This is a genomic window from Halomonas sp. 3F2F, from assembly GCF_014897805.1.
In the GTDB taxonomy this organism is placed as follows: domain Bacteria; phylum Pseudomonadota; class Gammaproteobacteria; order Pseudomonadales; family Halomonadaceae; genus Vreelandella.
In genome coordinates, this window is record NZ_JABUZE010000004.1 from 1 (window position 1) to 18,188 (window position 18,188).

The 18,188-nt window shown below is 54.2% G+C and carries 16 protein-coding genes; 2 read left to right on the forward strand and 14 right to left on the reverse strand.

All coding sequences use genetic code 11. The annotated features are described in order from the left end of the window. Positions 1-648 (reverse strand): OmpP1/FadL family transporter (locus INT21_RS00125; protein WP_193084714.1); only part of this gene is annotated, 648 nt, incomplete at its 3' end. Between the two features lie 275 nt (positions 649-923). Here INT21_RS00125 and INT21_RS00130 point away from each other — a divergent pair. Together INT21_RS00130 and INT21_RS00135 are read left to right on the forward strand one after the other, a co-directional pair. Continuing rightward, a complete protein-coding gene (locus tag INT21_RS00130; RefSeq protein WP_193059883.1) occupies positions 924-1,367 on the forward strand; it encodes a MerR family transcriptional regulator in 444 nt (147 codons plus the stop codon). Then, on the forward strand, positions 1,334-3,880 hold the full coding sequence (locus INT21_RS00135) for a heavy metal translocating P-type ATPase (RefSeq protein ID WP_193059870.1): 2,547 nt from the start codon (positions 1,334-1,336) through the stop codon (positions 3,878-3,880). The genes INT21_RS00130 and INT21_RS00135 overlap by 34 nt, the downstream gene beginning before the upstream one ends. 80 nt (positions 3,881-3,960) lie before the next feature. On the opposite strand, the gene INT21_RS00140 is transcribed toward INT21_RS00135, so the two are convergent. The 13 genes from INT21_RS00140 to ffh all read right to left on the reverse strand — a co-directional run bounded on the left by INT21_RS00140 (position 3,961) and on the right by ffh (position 18,017). Continuing rightward, positions 3,961-5,427 (reverse strand): cytochrome P450, encoded by a 1,467-nt coding sequence (locus INT21_RS00140; protein WP_193059869.1) that lies wholly within the window; start codon positions 5,425-5,427, stop codon positions 3,961-3,963. Between the two features lie 171 nt (positions 5,428-5,598). After that, a complete protein-coding gene (locus INT21_RS00145) occupies positions 5,599-6,213 on the reverse strand; it encodes a YitT family protein (protein ID WP_193059868.1) in 615 nt (204 codons plus the stop codon). A 123-nt stretch (positions 6,214-6,336) separates the two neighbouring features. After that, positions 6,337-7,569, reverse strand: coding sequence for a glycosyltransferase (locus INT21_RS00150; protein ID WP_193059867.1), 1,233 nt, complete (start codon positions 7,567-7,569; stop codon positions 6,337-6,339). Between the two features lie 73 nt (positions 7,570-7,642). Next, the gene (locus INT21_RS00155; RefSeq protein WP_193059866.1) at positions 7,643-9,442 is read right to left on the reverse strand and encodes a single-stranded-DNA-specific exonuclease RecJ; all 1,800 of its coding nucleotides are present in this window, start codon (positions 9,440-9,442) and stop codon (positions 7,643-7,645) included. 6 nt (positions 9,443-9,448) lie between these two features. Next, positions 9,449-10,837, reverse strand: a complete 1,389-nt coding sequence (thrC, locus tag INT21_RS00160; protein WP_193059865.1) for a threonine synthase — start codon at positions 10,835-10,837, stop codon at positions 9,449-9,451. Between the two features lie 3 nt (positions 10,838-10,840). Continuing rightward, positions 10,841-12,157 (reverse strand): homoserine dehydrogenase, encoded by a 1,317-nt coding sequence (locus INT21_RS00165; RefSeq protein ID WP_089040914.1) that lies wholly within the window; start codon positions 12,155-12,157, stop codon positions 10,841-10,843. 86 nt (positions 12,158-12,243) lie between these two features. Continuing rightward, positions 12,244-13,035 carry a DsbC family protein gene (locus tag INT21_RS00170; protein ID WP_193059864.1) on the reverse strand — a complete coding sequence of 264 codons (792 nt, stop codon included), beginning with the start codon at positions 13,033-13,035 and terminating at the stop codon, positions 12,244-12,246. Beyond that, positions 13,010-13,891 (reverse strand): site-specific tyrosine recombinase XerD, encoded by an 882-nt coding sequence (xerD, locus tag INT21_RS00175; protein WP_089039267.1) that lies wholly within the window; start codon positions 13,889-13,891, stop codon positions 13,010-13,012. The genes INT21_RS00170 and xerD overlap by 26 nt, the downstream gene beginning before the upstream one ends. A gap of 125 nt (positions 13,892-14,016) precedes the next feature. Further along, a complete protein-coding gene (rplS, locus tag INT21_RS00180; RefSeq protein ID WP_009724084.1) occupies positions 14,017-14,373 on the reverse strand; it encodes a 50S ribosomal protein L19 in 357 nt (118 codons plus the stop codon). Positions 14,374-14,577: 204 nt separating this feature from the next. Continuing rightward, a complete protein-coding gene (gene trmD, locus INT21_RS00185) occupies positions 14,578-15,339 on the reverse strand; it encodes a tRNA (guanosine(37)-N1)-methyltransferase TrmD (RefSeq protein ID WP_038486491.1) in 762 nt (253 codons plus the stop codon). A gap of 101 nt (positions 15,340-15,440) precedes the next feature. Beyond that, positions 15,441-15,986, reverse strand: a complete 546-nt coding sequence (gene rimM / locus INT21_RS00190; protein ID WP_038480970.1) for a ribosome maturation factor RimM — start codon at positions 15,984-15,986, stop codon at positions 15,441-15,443. A gap of 73 nt (positions 15,987-16,059) precedes the next feature. Beyond that, positions 16,060-16,308, reverse strand: coding sequence for a 30S ribosomal protein S16 (rpsP, locus tag INT21_RS00195; RefSeq protein WP_009724081.1), 249 nt, complete (start codon positions 16,306-16,308; stop codon positions 16,060-16,062). A 290-nt stretch (positions 16,309-16,598) separates the two neighbouring features. After that, positions 16,599-18,017, reverse strand: coding sequence for a signal recognition particle protein (ffh, locus tag INT21_RS00200; RefSeq protein WP_089039268.1), 1,419 nt, complete (start codon positions 18,015-18,017; stop codon positions 16,599-16,601). Positions 18,018-18,188: the final 171 nt, after the last annotated feature.

The window sequence follows — 18,188 nt, forward strand, 5'->3', positions numbered from 1 at the left end:
CGACGATATTGGCTGGATGAAATCTTTCATGCGTTTGCCCTGCACCTGACGGCGAAGCTCGCCTTCTACGCGGTTATAGGTAAGGCCAGCACCAACAGACCACTGTTCGTTGAAGCGATAAGAGACCGTTGGCTGAGCCGTCATCACTTTTACTTCGGTGTAATTGCCCTGGTTACGCCCCTGAAAGTCATTTTCGTATTCGGTTTGAGAACCAAATGGCGCGTAGACGCCAAAACCGAATGCCAGCTGCTCGTTAACAGGGTGTGCATAAAAGGCGAAGGGAACTAATGTGCCTGGCACCATATCGCCATCGTTAGAGCCTGCCACTGGCAACGTATCTGTCGCGCCTCCTGTCGCCTGCAGGAAAGCGGGGCTACTCTGCGAGGCACGGACATTAGAAATGTCGCTATTCACGTTTAGGAACGTGCCACCTACTGTAATTTGGGCACGGTCAAGAAACGACATACCCGCTGGGTTGCCGTACACAATAGTTGCATCATGCACATTTGAGCTACGTCCTGCATGGCCATACCCCTGTCCGCTGACGCTCTGCTCATTGATTTGATAACCACCTGCTTGCGCCTGACTGGCAAAAGCGACTGATGCTACTGCGGCCGCCAAGGTGAGCTTTTTAAATTTATTATGCATAGTGGGCCTCTCTTCCCAATGATCCGATGGATACTCCCATCCACCTTCTTTGTTCTGACACCCCCAGTTTTCGCCCAATGACCGCTTGGGATCAAGGGCAAACGAGCGTTTTATTTCGGTTTTGGCTTATACATTAGTCGAACGGTTGTTTTAAATCAGTGTTTTAGTCATTTTGACTCAAGGCACCAATATCGCTTGACCTATGTGTTACCCATAGGTTTTACACTAAAAAACATCACAACTTCCACGCAGAGGGCGTTATGCAGCCTGGAACGATGAAGGTCAGCGAACTTGCCAAACGCGGTAGCGTTACCGCAGAAACAGTTCGTCATTACACCCGTGAGGGGTTGCTGGTACCAACACGCCACCCTGAGAACGGCTACCAGTTATTTTCAACCACTGACTTAGAGCGACTGCACTTTATTCAACGAGCACGCAAGCTCGGCTTTAGCGTGGCTGAGATTCGCGACATCCTGACTCAGGCCGATCAAGGCGACTCCCCATGTCCATTGGTGCGCGATCTGCTCACCCACCGGCTACCGCAAATCCGCGCACGCATTGCCGAGCTTGAAGCGCTCGCCCAACGCATGGAACAGGCACTAGAGAGCTGGCAGCACATGCCCAATGGCATACCAGACGGTCATAGCCTATGTCGTTTAATTGAGAGTTTTCCCGAGGAGGCACCATGCAGTCACACACCCTGCAGCCACAAACACTGAGTCGCAGCGTGCCGGGCATGACCTGCCAGGGCTGCGTTAAGCGCATGCGCGAGGCGGTTCAAGCCGTTGATCCTAACGCCTACGTAGAAGGCTTTCCCGCAGAAAAACGCTTGGAAGTTACCAGTACGTTAGAAAACGATGCGCTGGATAGCACGTTAAGTGAAGCGGGTTATCCGCCGAGTGCCCCTAGCGGCGAGACTCAACCACCGACAGAAAGTGATCCTGCGCCAACGGTCGATAAAGGTAACGACAAACAGGCGGCTGAAAATGAGACGCTCACCAGCGCGCCTCAGCAGAGGCTGTTGATTAGTGGCATGACCTGCGCAGGCTGTGTGAATAGCGTCGAAAAAGCGTTGGCCAACACCCCGGGCGTTACCGATGCCTCGGTGAACTTTGGCACCCATACCGCCCAAGTAACCGGCAAGGTTGAGCGCGAGGCTCTGATTAACGCTGTGGCGGCAGCAGGCTATAGCGCCGAGCCCATTGTCGACATGCGCGAGGCCGAACGCATTCGTGAGTCTCAAGAAGCAGCAACCTATCGCCAACGCCTGCGCGGCAGCATGCTGTCATTAGCGCTGGCTATTCCGCTCATGCTGAGCATGTTTGTTTACCACCCGCACCCCATGGGGATGGGCCGTCTTTATTGGCTGGTCATTGGCCTGCTTACCCTGGCTATTTTGGCATTTCCAGGGCGGCACTTTTTTACCAACGCTTGGAAACAGTTCAAGCTCCACCAGGCCAATATGGATACGCTCGTGGCCATGGGCACAGGTACCGCCTGGCTGTATTCGATGATGGTCGTGGCGTTTGCTCCTTGGCTACCCGAGGTCGCTCAAGGCATCTACTTTGAAGCATCGGCCATGGTGGTGGGGCTCATCCTGCTCGGCAATGCCATGGAGTTACGTGCCCGTGGACGCACCAGCAGTGTATTAAAACGCTTGCTAGACCTGCAGGAGAAAACAGCCCGCGTGATCCGTAATGGCCAAGAACAGGAGTTGCCTGTTGACGACGTAGCGATAGACGATCATATCCGCGTACGACCCGGCGAACGACTGCCAGTGGATGGCATCGTACTCGATGGTCAAAGCTATATTGATGAATCCATGCTGACCGGTGAACCGCTACCCGTTCATAAAAACGCGGATGACGATGTCAGCGCAGGGACTGTTAACGGCAATGGCAGCTTGGTCTATCGCGCCACTCGTGTGGGCAGCGACACCCGTTTGGGTCGTATAACCGAACAGGTCGCCAGCGCACAAAACTCCCGTCCGCCAATTGGCGAATTGGCCGATAAGGTATCGGGAATTTTTGTTCCCAGCGTGATGATCATCGCCGTACTAACCGCGCTAATCTGGTTTAACATCGGCCCCGCTCCCGTGATGATCCATATGCTGGTGACTGCCACCACGGTGCTGATTATCGCCTGTCCCTGCGCATTAGGGCTGGCAACACCGATTTCCACCATGATTGGGGTGGGTAAAGCCGCCGAGCACGGTGTATTGGTAAGAAGTGGTGAAGCGCTACAGACCGCCAGCCAAATCACCACCTTAGTGGTGGACAAAACCGGTACATTGACTGAGGGCAAGCCTCAAGTGACCGATGCGACTGTGCTACATAGTGATGCCTCGCAAGTGCTCGCTTGGGTAGCCGCTTTGGAAAGCCGTTCGGAGCATCCGTTAGCTAATGCCTTAACAGCTTATGCAGAAGCGCATAATGCCCCTGCTGAAACACTGGATACGTTTGATAGCGTCACCGGTGGCGGTGTGAAAGGTAGCACCCAAGCAGGCGACTCACTGCTGCTGGGCAATGCTCGCCTACTTGAAGAGGCTGGCGTGGACCTAACCCCTGCCGAAGAGAGCGTACGCCAGCTAGAGGCGAAAGCACGCTCATTGGTATACCTGGCAGCCAATGGCAAGCTAGCCGCTCTATTCGGCATCAGTGACCCGCTGCGTGCTGACGCGGCTGCCGCAGTGAAACGCTTACAAGAAGATGGCTTAACCGTCGTCATGCTTACTGGAGATAATCAACACACCGCGGCCGCCGTGGCAAGGGAAGTGGGCATTAGCGAGTTTAGAGCAGGCATGACGCCAGATGATAAACACGCAGAAATTGAGCGTCGCCAGCAGGCAGGAGAGGTCGTAGGCATGGTGGGGGATGGCATCAACGATGCCCCAGCACTGGCTCGTGCCAACGTTGGCTTTGCCATCGGCCAGGGCACCGACATCGCTATGGAGAGCGCCGGGATTACCTTGATGCGCGGTTCGCTGCATGGTGTGGCTACTGCTATCGAGTTAAGCCGGGCGACGCTCACCAACATCAAACAAAACCTAGTCGGAGCCTTTGGCTATAACGTACTGTGCATCCCGATTGCTGCGGGCGTGCTTTACCCCTTCACCGGCATGCTGCTGTCACCCATCATTGCCGGTGCGGCCATGTCGCTATCGTCAATCACCGTGGTGAGCAACGCCAACCGCTTACGGCTTTGGAAACCCGCCCAACAGGAGGCCTCATGAGCCTATTGATCAACCTGGCAGGAATCGGTCTTATCGCCGCTATCGTATGGTGGTTTTGGCTTAGCGCCTGATAAGTAATTTCAACGTGGCTGTAGCATCATTGGTAGGCCGCCTTGTGGGCGTAATGTCAGTCGACATTCAATGCTCACTTGGTGGCCTTTCACTAGTTTAGGCGTGAAATGTTGTGCCAATGTTGCCAAGCAGAGAACACCTTCATAAAGCCCAAAGCGCTTGCCGAGACAAACACGTGGCCCCACGCTAAAGGGTAGATAAGCAAATTTGTCTGGACGTGGAGCCTCTGGAAGAAAACGCTCAGGTACAAAATGATCGGGCGCTTCCCACAATTTACGGTGCCGGTGCAGCAGCCAAGGGGATACGAGCAAAACGGTTCCCTCGCGCACATCGCGATTGCGCACCTTATCCTCCCCACGCGCTTGTCGGCTCAGCATGGGTACCGGTGGATATAGCCGCATGGCTTCCTCAAATACCGCCATTGTATAAGGCAGCTTAGCGACATCTGCATAGCAGGGTGTTCTACCACCGAGCACGTCATCAAGTTCATGCTGCAGGCGCGCCATAGCCTGAGGGTCATAATCAAGCAGATACCAACACCACGCCAATGCGTTAGCCGTCGTTTCATGCCCTGCCATAAACATGACAATCGCTTCATTACGCACCGCTTTTCGGCCCATCGGACAGCCATTATCTCCGCCATCTTTCATAGACGTCATAAAGCTCTCAATCAGGCTATGCTGTCCTTGCCCTGATCTGTGCGTATGACGATCAATAATACGGTCAATAATTTCATGCACTTGTTTTGCTGAATAGCGCGTACGCGATCGTCGCAGTGGATTACCTAGCAAGCTTAAAAATGGCAATCCCAGCATATTGGCCATATCTAAATGCTCAGAATGACGCTGATATTCGGTAAAGCCAGCCACCACCTGCTCTGCTTCTTCGTCGGTGGTGTCATCCCCAAAAATCGTTCGGCCAATGATACGCGCGGTTAAATGCGCCATCTCAGTCAGCATATCAATAGGCGTATCCGATGGATGCTGGGCCCATCGCTTGGCAGTCTCCTCCGCCGAGGCGGTCATGGTGGTACAGAAACCGGGTAACAGAGCGTTGGTTAGCGATGGCGCGCACTGGCGTCGGCGCTGGCGCCACAAATCGCCATCGCTGACAAACAATCCATCATCAAGAAGCGGTTCCAGCGCACGGCGCATTTGCGGACTTTTACGATCATAGTTGTCGTGCTGCTCAAGGAAAACGCGACGAACCGTATCGGGGCTATTACACAGAACATAGTCTTGCTTCATCAGCGCCATGCGCGAGGTACGTATTGAGTAATCTTCCTCCCGCCAGACCGAAAGCAAATTGTGCTGCGCTAAACGCAAGCGATGCACGATGCCTTTACTGGCTGAAACAGGCGTTACCTTGACCGGAGGTTCCAACCCCTTAGCCCGGTTCAATGCCTCAGAAAGCCCCAGATGATCATTCGCACTTTGTGTTGTTACCGCTTTGCATAAAACACTATCGTGGTGCATTGTCCCCTGCCCTACTATTTATATGTTTGGAAGCCGACTCTTATTCGCGGGACATACTTTTTAACTAAATTTAACGACGTCTACCTTAACAGGAACAGCCGGCTTGGCGCATCGACGGTTAGTTACCCTGCTTGATAAGAAATCTCTAGCGACCTGTCTCGTTAGTTCTATTTAACTAACACCGATATACCGCCCTGGTTTGTGATTCAAGGCAATAATCAAATTCAGCGTCAGTGCCCCCAACACGGAGTAACCCACGCGGTCTAGCGGTAGCTGGGTCAGTGCCACCAGCAAAATTAGCCCATCGATACCCAACTGCACATAGCCTGCCCGCAGGCCGTGCTTTTCTTGCAGATAGAGCGCGAGAATATTAATTCCCCCAAGGCTGGTTCGATGCCGGAACAACATCAACATACCTATGCCCATTAAAGCGCCCCCCATCAACGCAGCGTACAGCGACGGAACATTGGCGAACTGTACCCAACCTTGGGTGAGTTCAGAGAACAACGACACGAGACCGATAGCAGCAAACGTGCGCAGCGTAAAACTCCACCCCATGCGCTTAATGGCCAAATAGTAAAAGGGTACATTGATGGCAAAAAACCAGAAGCCAAATCCCCACCCAGTCACGTAATTCAGCAGTAATGCCAGCCCAGCGGTGCTGCCAGTGATTAATACCGAGTGGGTATAAAATGCCACCCCTAAAGCAACAAACAGCGTGCCGAGTACCATGGCCATCATATCTTCATAGTATTTATGCGGATCTGTAGGCAGATCGTCCCGCATGAGTCTATCCTTTTGTAAAAGTATTCAAGCACTTATTCCAAGAGATTCTGCAACGTCAGTGGCCTAACAGAGAATCACCGGGCAGGGAAAACGTCGTTCTGGCGCTCAATAGCTCTGATTTCATCAACGCCCCAGAGCCCTCTCTAATATATCGGCAGCATTGGCTGCCCCGTTTGCTTTTTGCACGGCGCTTGAAAAACGCTGGGCAGATTGACGAAATACTGGCTCATGCATTAGTCGCTCTAGCTGTCGCACCAATTTATTGGGATTAATTCTACGCACTGACATCTGCAAGCCGAATTTTTGGCGCACGCCAATTTGAGCATTGAGACGCTGCTCATAGTGGGCAGGCAGCGCCAGCATTGGCACACCCGCCGCTAAAGACTGATACATACTGCCATTGCCACCGTGATATAGCATTGCTCGAGCATGAGCCAAGAGCTGCGAGCCAGGCGCATAGCGCGTAAAACGGAAATTACTCGGGGCAGCGTTCATCACCTCTTCGCTTACCTGACCACCGGTGGTCACCATAAAACGGTAAGGCAGCGCTCCCAAGGTGGGATACGTGCTGCGCAGGAAGTGCTCTAACAACCCGGTTGAGCCCATGGTGATATAAATATTGGGCGTGCCATCTTGGAGTTCATCAAACCAGTCAGGTAATGGGGCCGTTAGATCTGGGGAGATCGGCCCTACCATATGATAATCGCGAAACCGTTTAGGCAAGCTGTAGAGCCCTGGCAAATCAGGCGAAATCATTGGCATGTGATAGAGCATGTCAAAGGCATTTCGGTCTGGCCGCTGATACTTCTGGTAAAGTCGCCGCCGAATACCAGACAGTAAATAGCGGTCTAAGCCTTTAGCAGCGTAGTAGGTCGGTGTTGGCGGCGTTAACAGTCTCGCGGCATAGCCATTCATTATGCCAGCACACGGGACGCCGGCAATGTACGCAGCAGTACTGGCACTTACCGTGGCATCCCCCACCACTAAATCAGGTTTGACCTGTTCGATAGCCTGCAATTGGGACTCGATAATCTTGGTCAGAGGCGCCCAATAGCGTAGGTGCACCATATCCCAAAAGGAGGCTTTCCAGCCAAGGCGTTGAAAGCGTATCCATATATCGGGAAGATTCGGCTCCCGAGCATAGATAAGAGGGAACCCTGCTTCCTGAACAAGGCTCAAGCGAGAGCTGGGATGGTTAGGATCATCACCCGCGAAAATCACCTCGTGCCCACGTTGGCGCAGCACGTTGGCTATCTCGATGCAACGCACTGTATGCGCAAGCACCCACCCCAGCGGGAAAAACAGGATACGTGACGGTCTGGCAGCCACATGGCTACCACTAAGCGAGTCTGACATACCAAGTTTCCTGTCTTATTCAACCATCAAACGATGTTGTCCACTGACTAAAATCCGCGAATAGCAAAGAGGATTAGACAGGGCTGGCGTGTTCTACCATCAACTGCAATGACTCTCGACCTCGCCAGCGGTTGCGATTGAGCTTATAGGCGCAGTGCAGCGTGTCGCCCACGCTAAATGAGGGGAGCTCCCCTGGCGTTAACGCCCGGAACCAAATCGCTTTGCTGGTCACCGCGCCCATGGAAAGTTCCATCATCAGGTGAGAACCTTCAGCACCGACTGGGCGTAGTGCTTCAACAATAAAGCGCCCTTCAAATAGTGGCGGGTCAAACTCACGCCCGTAAGGGCCAAGCGCTTCAACTTCGCTTAGCGTTAACAGAGATAGCTGCGACGTAGAGAGCTCGCCATCTGTCCATAGCCGCGGGTAAAGCGGTGTATCGCCCAACTGCTCACCAACGGCCTGTAGAAATGCGGCTTTAAAGGCCGCTAACTGCTCTCTTGGTACGCCGACACCCGCCGCCCCACTGTGGCCACCAAAGCGCGGTAGCGACTCAGGGGCTAGCTCAAAGGTGCGTTGCAGCGCATTCCGTAGGTGCAGGCCATCAATCGAGCGACCAGAACCGGTCAACATATTGGGCGCCGCCGCGTGGGTCAGCACCAACGCGGGGCGGCCATAGGCCTGCACTAACCGCGAAGCGACAATACCTTGCACACCAGGGTGGCCATCTTCCAGCAGTACCACCACTGCAGGCTCATTAGCCTCCAGCGACGAAACGGCAAGCGCCCGCGCTTCTTCGGCCATGTCCGCTTCAATCGCCTTGCGGGACTGATTGTCTTGATCAAGCACTTCTAGCTGACGATTGGCGACACTATCGCTTTCCGCGAGCATAAAGTGTAACGCCGCATAGGGGTCATCCAGCCGTGAGCGAGCGTTAATTCGTGGCCCCATTTGGAACGCCAGCGTTTCAGCGTTAAACGGCACACTATCTGCCCCAAGCCGCGCCGCCATGGCGCGCCAACAGGCAGCGTCCATACGGTTGATCAGCGTTAATCCGTAGTTAACCACTGCGCGGTTGGCCGGACTACCGCCCAGCGAAACACAGTCCGCTACGGTGCCCAGCGCGACGTAAGAAAGCCACGGTGAGAGCTTAGGCGTTGCATCAGGCAATGCCCCCCATTCAATCAATACGCCACGGGCAAGTGACATCAAAAGCCATGCCACCATGCAACCGGCGATCGTTTTATCGGGATAGTCACAATCACTGCGTGTCGGGTTAACACAGGCATAGGCAGAAGGCGGTGGGCCTTCCAACGGCAGCGCGTGGTGGTCGCTGACCACCACATCAATACCAACGGCTTTCAAGCGTGCAATTCGCGGCTCATCTGAGCTGCCGCAGTCGGCGGTAATCACCAGCGAGGGCAGCGGTTTTAAACCAAGTGTGCGTTCCACCAGCGGCAGGCTAATGCCATAGCCATCGTGGATACGGTGGCCAATCAAACTATGTAACTTGTGTTCAGATACGCCAAACAGCTCCACCAACGTACGCCGAATCACCACATGGGAGGTGATGCCGTCCACATCGTAGTCGGTGAGAATGCCGATGGATTCCCCTTCTGCCACTGCCTGGGCAATACGTTCAGCGGCACGGCGGCCATCGGCTAGCTTTTCTGGATGCACCAAGTAGCGCAAGCTCGGCGCCACCAGTGGTGCGAGCTCGCCCTTATAGCCCGGCAATCGTGAGGCCAATAGCCGTGCTTGTAGCTCGCTTAAGCCTTCCGCTTGGGCACGCACATAGATAGCCTCGTCCAGTTGACGAGGCTCTAAGCGTGGCTGATTGGCGTTCTGCTGGGTGAGTGCTGGTTCGTCGGCCATGACGCCTCAGCGCCGATTGTCAGCGACAAACTGCTGCACGGCACTCAGCTCAGCAGGCAGCACCGTGTAACGCTCTTCGCGCTCAAGCAAATCATCCATATGAGTGGGTAACGGCACACCCTGGAAGCCTGCCTTAACCACGGCTTCAGCGAATTTTGCCGGATGCGCGGTAGCCAGTGTAATCACCGGCGTCGTGGTATCCACGCGTGCGCGCTCTGCAGCGCGATAGCCAGTGGCCGTATGGGGGTCAAGGATCTCCCCAGTACGGTGATGAGCTTCACGAATGACTTCCAGAATGGTCGCATCATCAACGCTATGGCTAGCGAATTTTTCGCGCAGCTTGGCCAGAGGTGCATCGGCAAGCGCCGTAGGCTCTTGCTGGAAGCGTTCTAGTAGCGCTGCCACAGCGGCACCATCGCGGTCGTAAGCATCAAACAGCAAACGCTCAAAGTTTGACGAAACAACGATGTCCATTGACGGCGCAAGGGTCGCTGCCAACTCTTTCTTGGAGAAATCATTGGCGGCAAGCGTGCGATGCAGAATGTCGTTGGCATTAGTGGCAATAATGAACTGCTTCACCGGCAGCCCCATCTTAAACGCCATGTAGCCTGCGAAGACGTTACCGAAGTTAGCCGACGGAACGCAGAAGCTCACTTCTCGCTGAGGCGCGCCCAATGCAACACCAGCGGCGATGTAGTAAACGATCTGCGCCATGATGCGCGCCCAGTTGATCGAGTTCACCGCCACTAAGCGCGTGCCATTCAGGAAATCCTGATTAGCAAAGCTCGCCTTCACCATTGCCTGGGCATCATCAAAATTGCCTTCGATAGCAATATTGAAGACGTTGTTGGCTAGCACCGACGTCATCTGGCGGCGCTGTACTTCAGACACGCGGTTATGCGGGTGGAGAATAAAAATATCGAGGTTATCGCAGTGGCGACAGCCTTCAATGGCCGCGGAGCCGGTATCCCCAGAGGTCGCGCCCATAATGACGGCACGTTCACCACGCTTTTTCAGGAAATGATCCAGCAGCCGCCCTAGCAGCTGCAGCGCGACATCTTTAAACGCCAGCGTTGGGCCGTGGAACTGCTCTAGCAGAAAGTGATTGGCATCCAACTGCTTTAACGGCACAACAGCGTCATGATTGAACGTGGCGTAAGCTTCTGTCACCAAGCGACGGAAGGTCTCGTCGTCAATTTCACCATTTACAAACGGCTTCATGACCCGAAAAGCAATCTCGGCGTAGGAAAGGCCAGCCATGCTGGCCAGCTCTTGCTTAGAAAACTCGGGCAGCGTTTCCGGCACATAAAGTCCGCCGTCGCTGGCCATTCCAGTTAACACGACCTCTTCAAAGGAGAGCGCGGGCGCTTGGCCACGCGTGCTGATATAACGCATGAGTTATTCCCCTTCGCTCAGACTTTCAACGCGAATACGGGTAACCGGCCCAGCAATATCCGCCATGGACTCGATTTCACGGATAGCATCGTTCATCTGTTTCTCTTTTGTGCGATGCGTCAGCAAAATGATCGGCACCAACTCACCTTCAGTAGCCTCTTTCTGGATCAGCGCTTCAATAGAGATGCCCTGCTCGGCCAGAATGGTGGCAACACGCGCCAACACACCCGGGCGATCCACCGCCAACAGACGCAGATAATACGCGGTGGTAATATCTTCCATCGGCATAATCGGCAGTTGACTGGCATCATCGTCGATGCCGCTAAACGCTAGGTAAGGCACCCGGTAGTGGTGGTCCGTGGCGATATCACGGGCAACATCCAGAAGGTCGGCTACGACGGCAGACGCTGTCGGCTCAGCACCGGCGCCAGCGCCGTAGTAAAGTGTTGGACCAACCGCATCACCCATCACCGCAATCGCATTTTTAACGCCGTGCACATTCGCCAGCAGGCGCTCTTTAGGAATCAACGTCGGGTGAACTCGGAGCTCTAGCCCTTGATCAGTCCGTTTAGAGATGCCCAGATGCTTAATCACGTAACCCAGGTTATCGGCCTGCTCGACGTCTTCTGCAGTAATGCGAGAAATACCTTCGGTGAAGGCTTTATCAAACTGCAGCGGCACGCCATAGGCAATTGACGCCAGTATGGTCAATTTATGGGCAGCGTCGATACCTTCCACGTCGAAAGTGGGGTCAGACTCCGCGTAACCTAGCGCTTGAGCTTCGGCCAACACGTCTTCAAACGCGCGACCTTCATCACGCATATGGGTGAGAATGTAGTTGCCGGTGCCGTTTATGATGCCCGCCACCCACTCGATACGGTTAGCACCAAGGCCTTCGCGTAGCGATTTGATGACCGGAATACCGCCCGCCACAGCCGCCTCAAAGGCAACAATGACGCCTTTTTTGTGCGCGGCGCGGAAAATTTCATTACCGTGAACAGCAATCAAGGCCTTGTTGGCAGTCACAACGTGCTTGCCGTTTTCAATCGCCGTTAGCACCAGCTCGCGGGCGAGATCGTAGCCACCAATCAGCTCTACCAGCACATCCACGTTAGGGTTATTAGCCACCTCAAACACGTCAGAGGTCGCATTAATGCCGGTAATATCGCAGTCAGGGTGAATACTGCGGTGGGCAACCTGCTCAATCACAATCGGGCGGCCAGCACGACGGCTAATGTCATCAGCGTTACGTGTTAAGACGTTAAATGTACCGCCACCGACCGTACCTAACCCACAAATGCCTACTCTTACCGGTTTCAAAATACTTCCCCTTTCGTGATGGGCACCCATAGGTGCCGCCTCTTAAATCAGTGTCTCAGCGCTATCGTTCGTCACTACTCGTGACGTTATTCGTCTTCCAAGCCTAACATGCTAACGAGCCGGTCGGGGGGTACAAACCCTGGCACCATTTTCCCGTCGGGCAACACAATCGCAGGCGTCCCCTGCACGCCCACAGCTTTACCTAATTCGTACTGATCGGCAACGGGGTTATCGCAGTTTGCCGATGCCGCAAGCGTTTGGCCTTGTTTAGCTTGAGTCATGGACTCGCTACGGTTATCCGAACACCACACTTGCTCAAGCGTCGTCGCAGCACCACTTCCCATGCCTGCGCGTGGAAAGGCCATATAGTGCACTGCAATGCCGCGCTCGTTAAGCTCAGGCACCGTTTCATGTAGGCGCTCGCAGTATGGGCAGGTAGGGTCCGTAAACACAATTACCGTGGCTTTCGGCTCACCCACACCTTGAAAAACGACTCGCTCGCTCGCTGGAATGGCAGCCAGCACTGTAGCCCTTTCCTGGTTACGCGCCTGCTCGGTTAAGTTAACCAAACCATTATCCGCGTTTTGATAGAGGTCCCCTACCAAAAAGTGGCTGCCATCGGCATTGGAGTAAAAAGACTCCCCACTTTCCAGGATTACGTGATACACCCCATCCATTGGCGTTTCGTTTACCTGCTCCACCGGCATTGACTGGCCATTAACTTGTAAATTCTCCATCAGCTGCTCGGACACGGCATCAGCACTGGCAACAGCAGGCAGTAAGCACCCCGCCAGCGCCAGCCAAGAAGCACAGGATTTAGCAACTAAAGACATACGTTGATGCATTGTATCTTCAACCTCGCGGATGGTGTTCGGCATGCAGTTGCTCCAGGCGCGCCTGGGCAACATGGGTATAAATTTGCGTTGTAGATAGATCGCTATGACCTAACAACAGCTGTACGACCCGCAAATTAGCACCATGATTCAATAAATGGGTCGCAAATGCGTGGCGTAACGTGTGAGGCGACAAGGGTCGAGTAATACCTGCAGTGATAGCGTGGGCTTTTATACGGTGCCAAAACGTTTGCCGGGTCATGGCTTTATCTGCCCGCCCTGGAAACAGCGCGGGCCGTGTAGGATCTTGCATCAACGCGGGCCGCGCCGTTTTTAGGTAACGCTCTACCCACTCGGCCGCTTCTTCACCCATTGGCACCAGTCGATCTTTATCGCCCTTGCCTCTGACACGAACAACCCCTTGGCGAAGATTGACCGCATCGCCAGTCAATCCAACCAGCTCCGACACGCGTAGCCCGCAGGCATACAGCAGCTCAAGCATGGTGCGGTCGCGAACGCCAAGCGAGGTGTTGATATCAGGGGCGAGCAACAGACGCTCAACCTCTTCCTCTTCCAGGGTATTCGGCAAGCTAGGGCGTACCCGCGGCAGCGCCACATTGGCCAATGGGTCGCTAGCGATATGCCCATAAAGCCGTGCCCAACGGTAAAAACTGCGCAGCGACGAGAGTAGCCGTGCATTACTGCGTAGTTGATAGCCCTGTTCTCGACGTACTTCCAACCACTCGCTAAAACGCTCTGATGAGGGAGTTAACAGTGTTTCTCCCGCACTTTCGAGCTGCTGCTGCCAAGCAGTTAAGTCATGCCGGTAGGCCGCTAACGTATGGTCGCTTGCCCCTTGCTCTAACCATAAGGCATCTAGATAGGCATCTATCACGCTCATAGGCTAACGGTCTCTTGACGGTGGTACCACACAAACAAAAACCCCGCCCCGCAAAGCGGTGACGGGGTCTTGGTATCCGAGCGCGACGCATGTCAAAACAGCGTGCGCCCGTGAAAAAGTGGCAGTTAAGCCAGCTTTTCCTTGATACGCGCCGACTTGCCGCTGCGCTCGCGCAGGTAGTACAGCTTGGCTTGACGAACGTCACCGCGACGCTTGACTTCAATAGAGTCAACCAGCGGGCTGTAGGTCTGGAAAGTACGCTCAACACCAACACCGTGAGAAATTTTACGTACGGTGAAAGCGGAGTTCAGGCCACGGTTACGCTTACCGATGACCACACCTTCAAACGCCTGCAGACGCTCACGAGTACCTTCCTTTACTTTAACCTGAACGACGATGGTGTCGCCCGGTGCAAAGGCCGGAATCTCTTTGCCCATTTGCTCAGATTCGATCGCCTGGATCACCTTGTTCTTGCTGCTCATTTTCATACTCCTAAATAACGTAATGGCTTGCCACGCAGTTGTGGAAGGGGCAAACCGTGATCCCGGCGCTCGAAACGAGCTACGCGGGAGTCGTTATGGGTGACGCAGGTGCGTCGGCTAACTGTCTCATCGACTAGCTGTCTTATGGACTATCTGCCTAATTTGCCCTGCACCGCCGCTCTGTTCTATGCAATTGAAAAACAATCACTTAGTTGACAGAGCGTGTTCCTCGATAAACTCGTCTAGAAGCCGCTGTTGCTCGGCGTCCAGTGTGCGTCCTGCCAATAGATCAGGACGGCGCTGCCATGTACGGCCTAACGACTGCTTTAACCGCCAGCGCTTGATGGCCGCATGATTACCACTTAACAGCACATCAGGCACTTGTCGCCCGTCGATCGTCTCAGGACGGGTATAGTGCGGACAGTCTAACAAGCCATCATTGAACGAGTCTTCGATAGCGGAATCCTGGTGGCCCAACACACCGGGTACCAGCCGTGCCGCCGCGTCAATTAGCACCATTGCTGGCAACTCACCACCGCTCAGCACATAGTCACCAATTGACCATTCTTCATCAATGTCACTTTCCACCACGCGCTCATCAATGCCTTCATAGCGCCCAGCGACCACTACGAGAGGGCCTGCTGAGGCGAGCGCTTGAACACCCTGCTGATCCAACTTACGCCCTTGGGGCGAGAGATAGATCACGGTAGGCGATTGTCCCGTTGCTTGCTCTGCTCGTTGCCGAGCATCAAAGATAGCAGCCCGCAGGGTGTCTACCTTCATCAGCATACCGGGGCCGCCGCCGTAAGGGCGATCGTCCACGCTGCGGTGGCGGTCGGTGGCGTAATCGCGCGGATTCCAAAACTCCAGGGCAATACGCTGTTTCTCTACCGCTCGACCGACCACACCTTGTTGGGTAATCGCATCGAACATTTCTGGAAACAGCGATACCACGCCAATCCACATCGCGGGAGCATCCGTTAAGCTGCTTTCTTCACCGTTTGCTGCAGTAACAGTTGAATCAGTTACTGTGAGCTCGCTCGACAACTGCTTACTCAAACTAGCTTTCAAAACTCAGGATCCCAATTCACGACCATACGGCCATCTTCGAGGCTGATTTCAACAATTACATCATCGGGTAAGAAAGGTAGCAGTCGCTCACGCTTATCAATTGCGTCGTTATCACCGCGCACCACCATGACATCGTTTGCGCCGGTTTCAAACAGGTAACTGACCTGCCCTAACCGCTCGCCTGACTGAGTGAAGACGGTTAAGCCTTCAAGCTCATGCCAGTAATACTCATCATCGGAAAGCGTAGGCAGTGCCTCTTTCGGCATCAGAATGTCCGTTTGCGCCAGCGCTTCGGCTGCCGTTCGGTCATCAACACCTTTTAGCTGCACCACAAGACCCTTGCCTTGCCGACGTCCCTGAATCACGGTCATGCGCGTGAGGGATTCCCCTTGGCGCACCCACCATTCTGGGTATTCCATGATGCTGTCTATGGGATTGGTATAGGAGTAGACCTTAAGCCAACCTTTAATCCCGTGAGGGCTAGTTAGCTTACCAAGCACCACATGTGCGTCGTCTGTATGGCTAGTTTCAAAACGCGTCATCGACGACCGCTCCAACAAATTACAACGACAACATCACCTACTATCACTTACTGACAGTCACGCATTAACCGGCTTAAGCCTGTTTACGCGCTTCTTTAACCAGCTCAGCAACACGACCAGACAACTGGGCGCCCTGGCTCTGCCAGTGAGTAACACGCTCAAGATCAACGCGCAGACGCTCTTCTTGACCACGGGCAACCGGGTTGAAGAAGCCGATACGCTCGATGAAACGGCCATCACGGGCGTTGCGTGAATCAGTAACAGTCAGGTGATAAAAGGGACGCTTTTTGGCGCCACCACGTGCCAAACGAATGGTAACCATACGATAACTATCCTTCGGTTGAGGTTACGAGAGTGTGCAATAGCGCAGATCGCTAACAGAACACTCGTCATACTATTTTCTCGGCACTGCAGACTAAAATCAGTGATTTGCTGCGTACCATCAGGTTCTTCACTGGCAGATGGTAAGGCGATGCTCGCGCATTTTTGCCAACACCCACGCATGAAGAGGCCGCATTCTACGCAAATGCGCTCTGCTTGGAAAGCCTGACAGCCAGAAAACTCTTAAGCCGTCAACCTTGCCAAGCACGTTACAACGTTACTAACAATGGCTTAACGCCAGGGAAGACCGCCGGGGCCACCCATACCGCCCATGCCGCCCGCGCCGCCAGGACCACCCGGCCCGCCGCCGCCCATCATGCCCGACATGCCGCGCATCATTTTCTGCATCCCGCCTTTTTTGCCTGCTTTTTTCATCATTTTCTGCATCTGCTTATGCTGTTTTAGCAGGCGATTCAGGTCAGGTACTTGCAGGCCAGCACCCGCTGCAATACGGCGTTTGCGCGAACCATTGATGATATCGGGCTTGCGGCGCTCTTTGGGGGTCATTGAGTTAATCAATGCCTCCAGCTTGCCAAGCTCTTTTTCCGGACCAGGGCCTTGTGCCATATCAGCCATTTGCCCCATGCCAGGCAGCTTGCCAAGCAGGCCACCCATGCCGCCCATTTTTTTGAGCTGCTGTAACTGATCGCGGAAATCTTCCAGATCAAAACCGTCACCCTTCTTGACCTTGCTGGCCAGCTTGGCGGCTTTGTCCTTATCTACCGTGCGCTCGGCTTCTTCGATCAGCGACAGCATGTCGCCCATACCCAGAATCCGTGATGCCACACGATCCGGATGGAAAGGCTCTAGGGCGTCTACTTTCTCACCAACCCCCATGAACTTGATGGGCTTACCAGTGATATGGCGTACCGAAAGTGCTGCACCGCCACGGGCATCACCATCAGCCTTGGTGAGAATCACCCCGGTCAGCGGCAGTGCATCGTGAAATGCTTTCGCCGTATTCACCGCATCCTGGCCGGTCATGGCGTCGACCACAAACAGCGTTTCTTCCGGTGAAATTGCTTTATGCAGCGCCTGGATTTCGGCCATCATCGCTTCATCGATGGCCAGCCGCCCGGCGGTATCGACTAATACGACATCATGGAACTGAATTTTGGCGTGTTTGATCGCCGCCGTGGCAATATCCACTGGCTTCTGATCGGAACGAGACGCAAAGAAATCAACCTGAACTTCTTTTGCCAGCGTCTCTAGCTGATCAATCGCCGCTGGACGATAAACGTCGGCGGAGACCACCAGCACTTTTTTCTTTTCGCGTTCACGCAGGTAACGCGCCAGTTTAGCAACAGAGGTGGTTTTACCCGCCCCTTGCAAGCCTGCCATCAATACGACCGCAGGTGAGCCTTTTAGGGATAAGCCTTCATTGGCTTCGCCCATGATCGCTTCCAGCTCTTGCTGGACGATTTTAACGAATTGCTGGCCTGGCGAGAGGCTCTTTGAGACTTCCTGGCCAACAGCACGTTCACGAACACGCTCAATAAATGCCTTCACCACCGGCAAGGCGACATCTGCCTCTAACAGTGCTTTACGCACTTCGCGCAGGGTGTCTTTGATATTGTCGTCAGTTAGCCGCGCTTGGCCTTTGATCGACTTCAACGTCTGGGAAAGACGCTCACTCAGATTCTGAAACATGGGGCCTCTGCCTCCGTCGTTGTCGCCGGGCGGTCACACCGGACGAATGTAGGATCGATTATACGCGCTCGCCGCGCGAGTCTCCATGGTCGTCAACATTGGTTATCGATGGCTGTGCGACGCCGCTATGATTGGTTATAGTAGGCAGACTGTTCTAGCTTGAACGATTTA

What these genes read in the sequence shown, in the direction of transcription:
- INT21_RS00155 (WP_193059866.1), bottom strand. Translation starts at nt 9,442, where the DNA reads ATGGCCGACGAACCAGCACTCACCCAGCAGAACGCCAATCAGCCACGC.
- INT21_RS00150 (WP_193059867.1), bottom strand. Translation starts at nt 7,569, where the DNA reads ATGTCAGACTCGCTTAGTGGTAGCCATGTGGCTGCCAGACCGTCACGT.
- INT21_RS00140 (WP_193059869.1), bottom strand. Translation starts at nt 5,427, where the DNA reads ATGCACCACGATAGTGTTTTATGCAAAGCGGTAACAACACAAAGTGCG.
- thrC (WP_193059865.1), bottom strand. Translation starts at nt 10,837, where the DNA reads ATGCGTTATATCAGCACGCGTGGCCAAGCGCCCGCGCTCTCCTTTGAA.
- rplS (WP_009724084.1), bottom strand. Translation starts at nt 14,373, where the DNA reads ATGAGCAGCAAGAACAAGGTGATCCAGGCGATCGAATCTGAGCAAATG.
- trmD (WP_038486491.1), bottom strand. Translation starts at nt 15,339, where the DNA reads ATGTGGATTGGCGTGGTATCGCTGTTTCCAGAAATGTTCGATGCGATT.
- INT21_RS00135 (WP_193059870.1), top strand. Translation starts at nt 1,334, where the DNA reads ATGCAGTCACACACCCTGCAGCCACAAACACTGAGTCGCAGCGTGCCG.
- INT21_RS00145 (WP_193059868.1), bottom strand. Translation starts at nt 6,213, where the DNA reads ATGCGGGACGATCTGCCTACAGATCCGCATAAATACTATGAAGATATG.
- INT21_RS00170 (WP_193059864.1), bottom strand. Translation starts at nt 13,035, where the DNA reads ATGCCGAACACCATCCGCGAGGTTGAAGATACAATGCATCAACGTATG.
- INT21_RS00130 (WP_193059883.1), top strand. Translation starts at nt 924, where the DNA reads ATGAAGGTCAGCGAACTTGCCAAACGCGGTAGCGTTACCGCAGAAACA.
- rpsP (WP_009724081.1), bottom strand. Translation starts at nt 16,308, where the DNA reads ATGGTTACCATTCGTTTGGCACGTGGTGGCGCCAAAAAGCGTCCCTTT.
- ffh (WP_089039268.1), bottom strand. Translation starts at nt 18,017, where the DNA reads ATGTTTCAGAATCTGAGTGAGCGTCTTTCCCAGACGTTGAAGTCGATC.
- rimM (WP_038480970.1), bottom strand. Translation starts at nt 15,986, where the DNA reads ATGACGCGTTTTGAAACTAGCCATACAGACGACGCACATGTGGTGCTT.
- xerD (WP_089039267.1), bottom strand. Translation starts at nt 13,891, where the DNA reads ATGAGCGTGATAGATGCCTATCTAGATGCCTTATGGTTAGAGCAAGGG.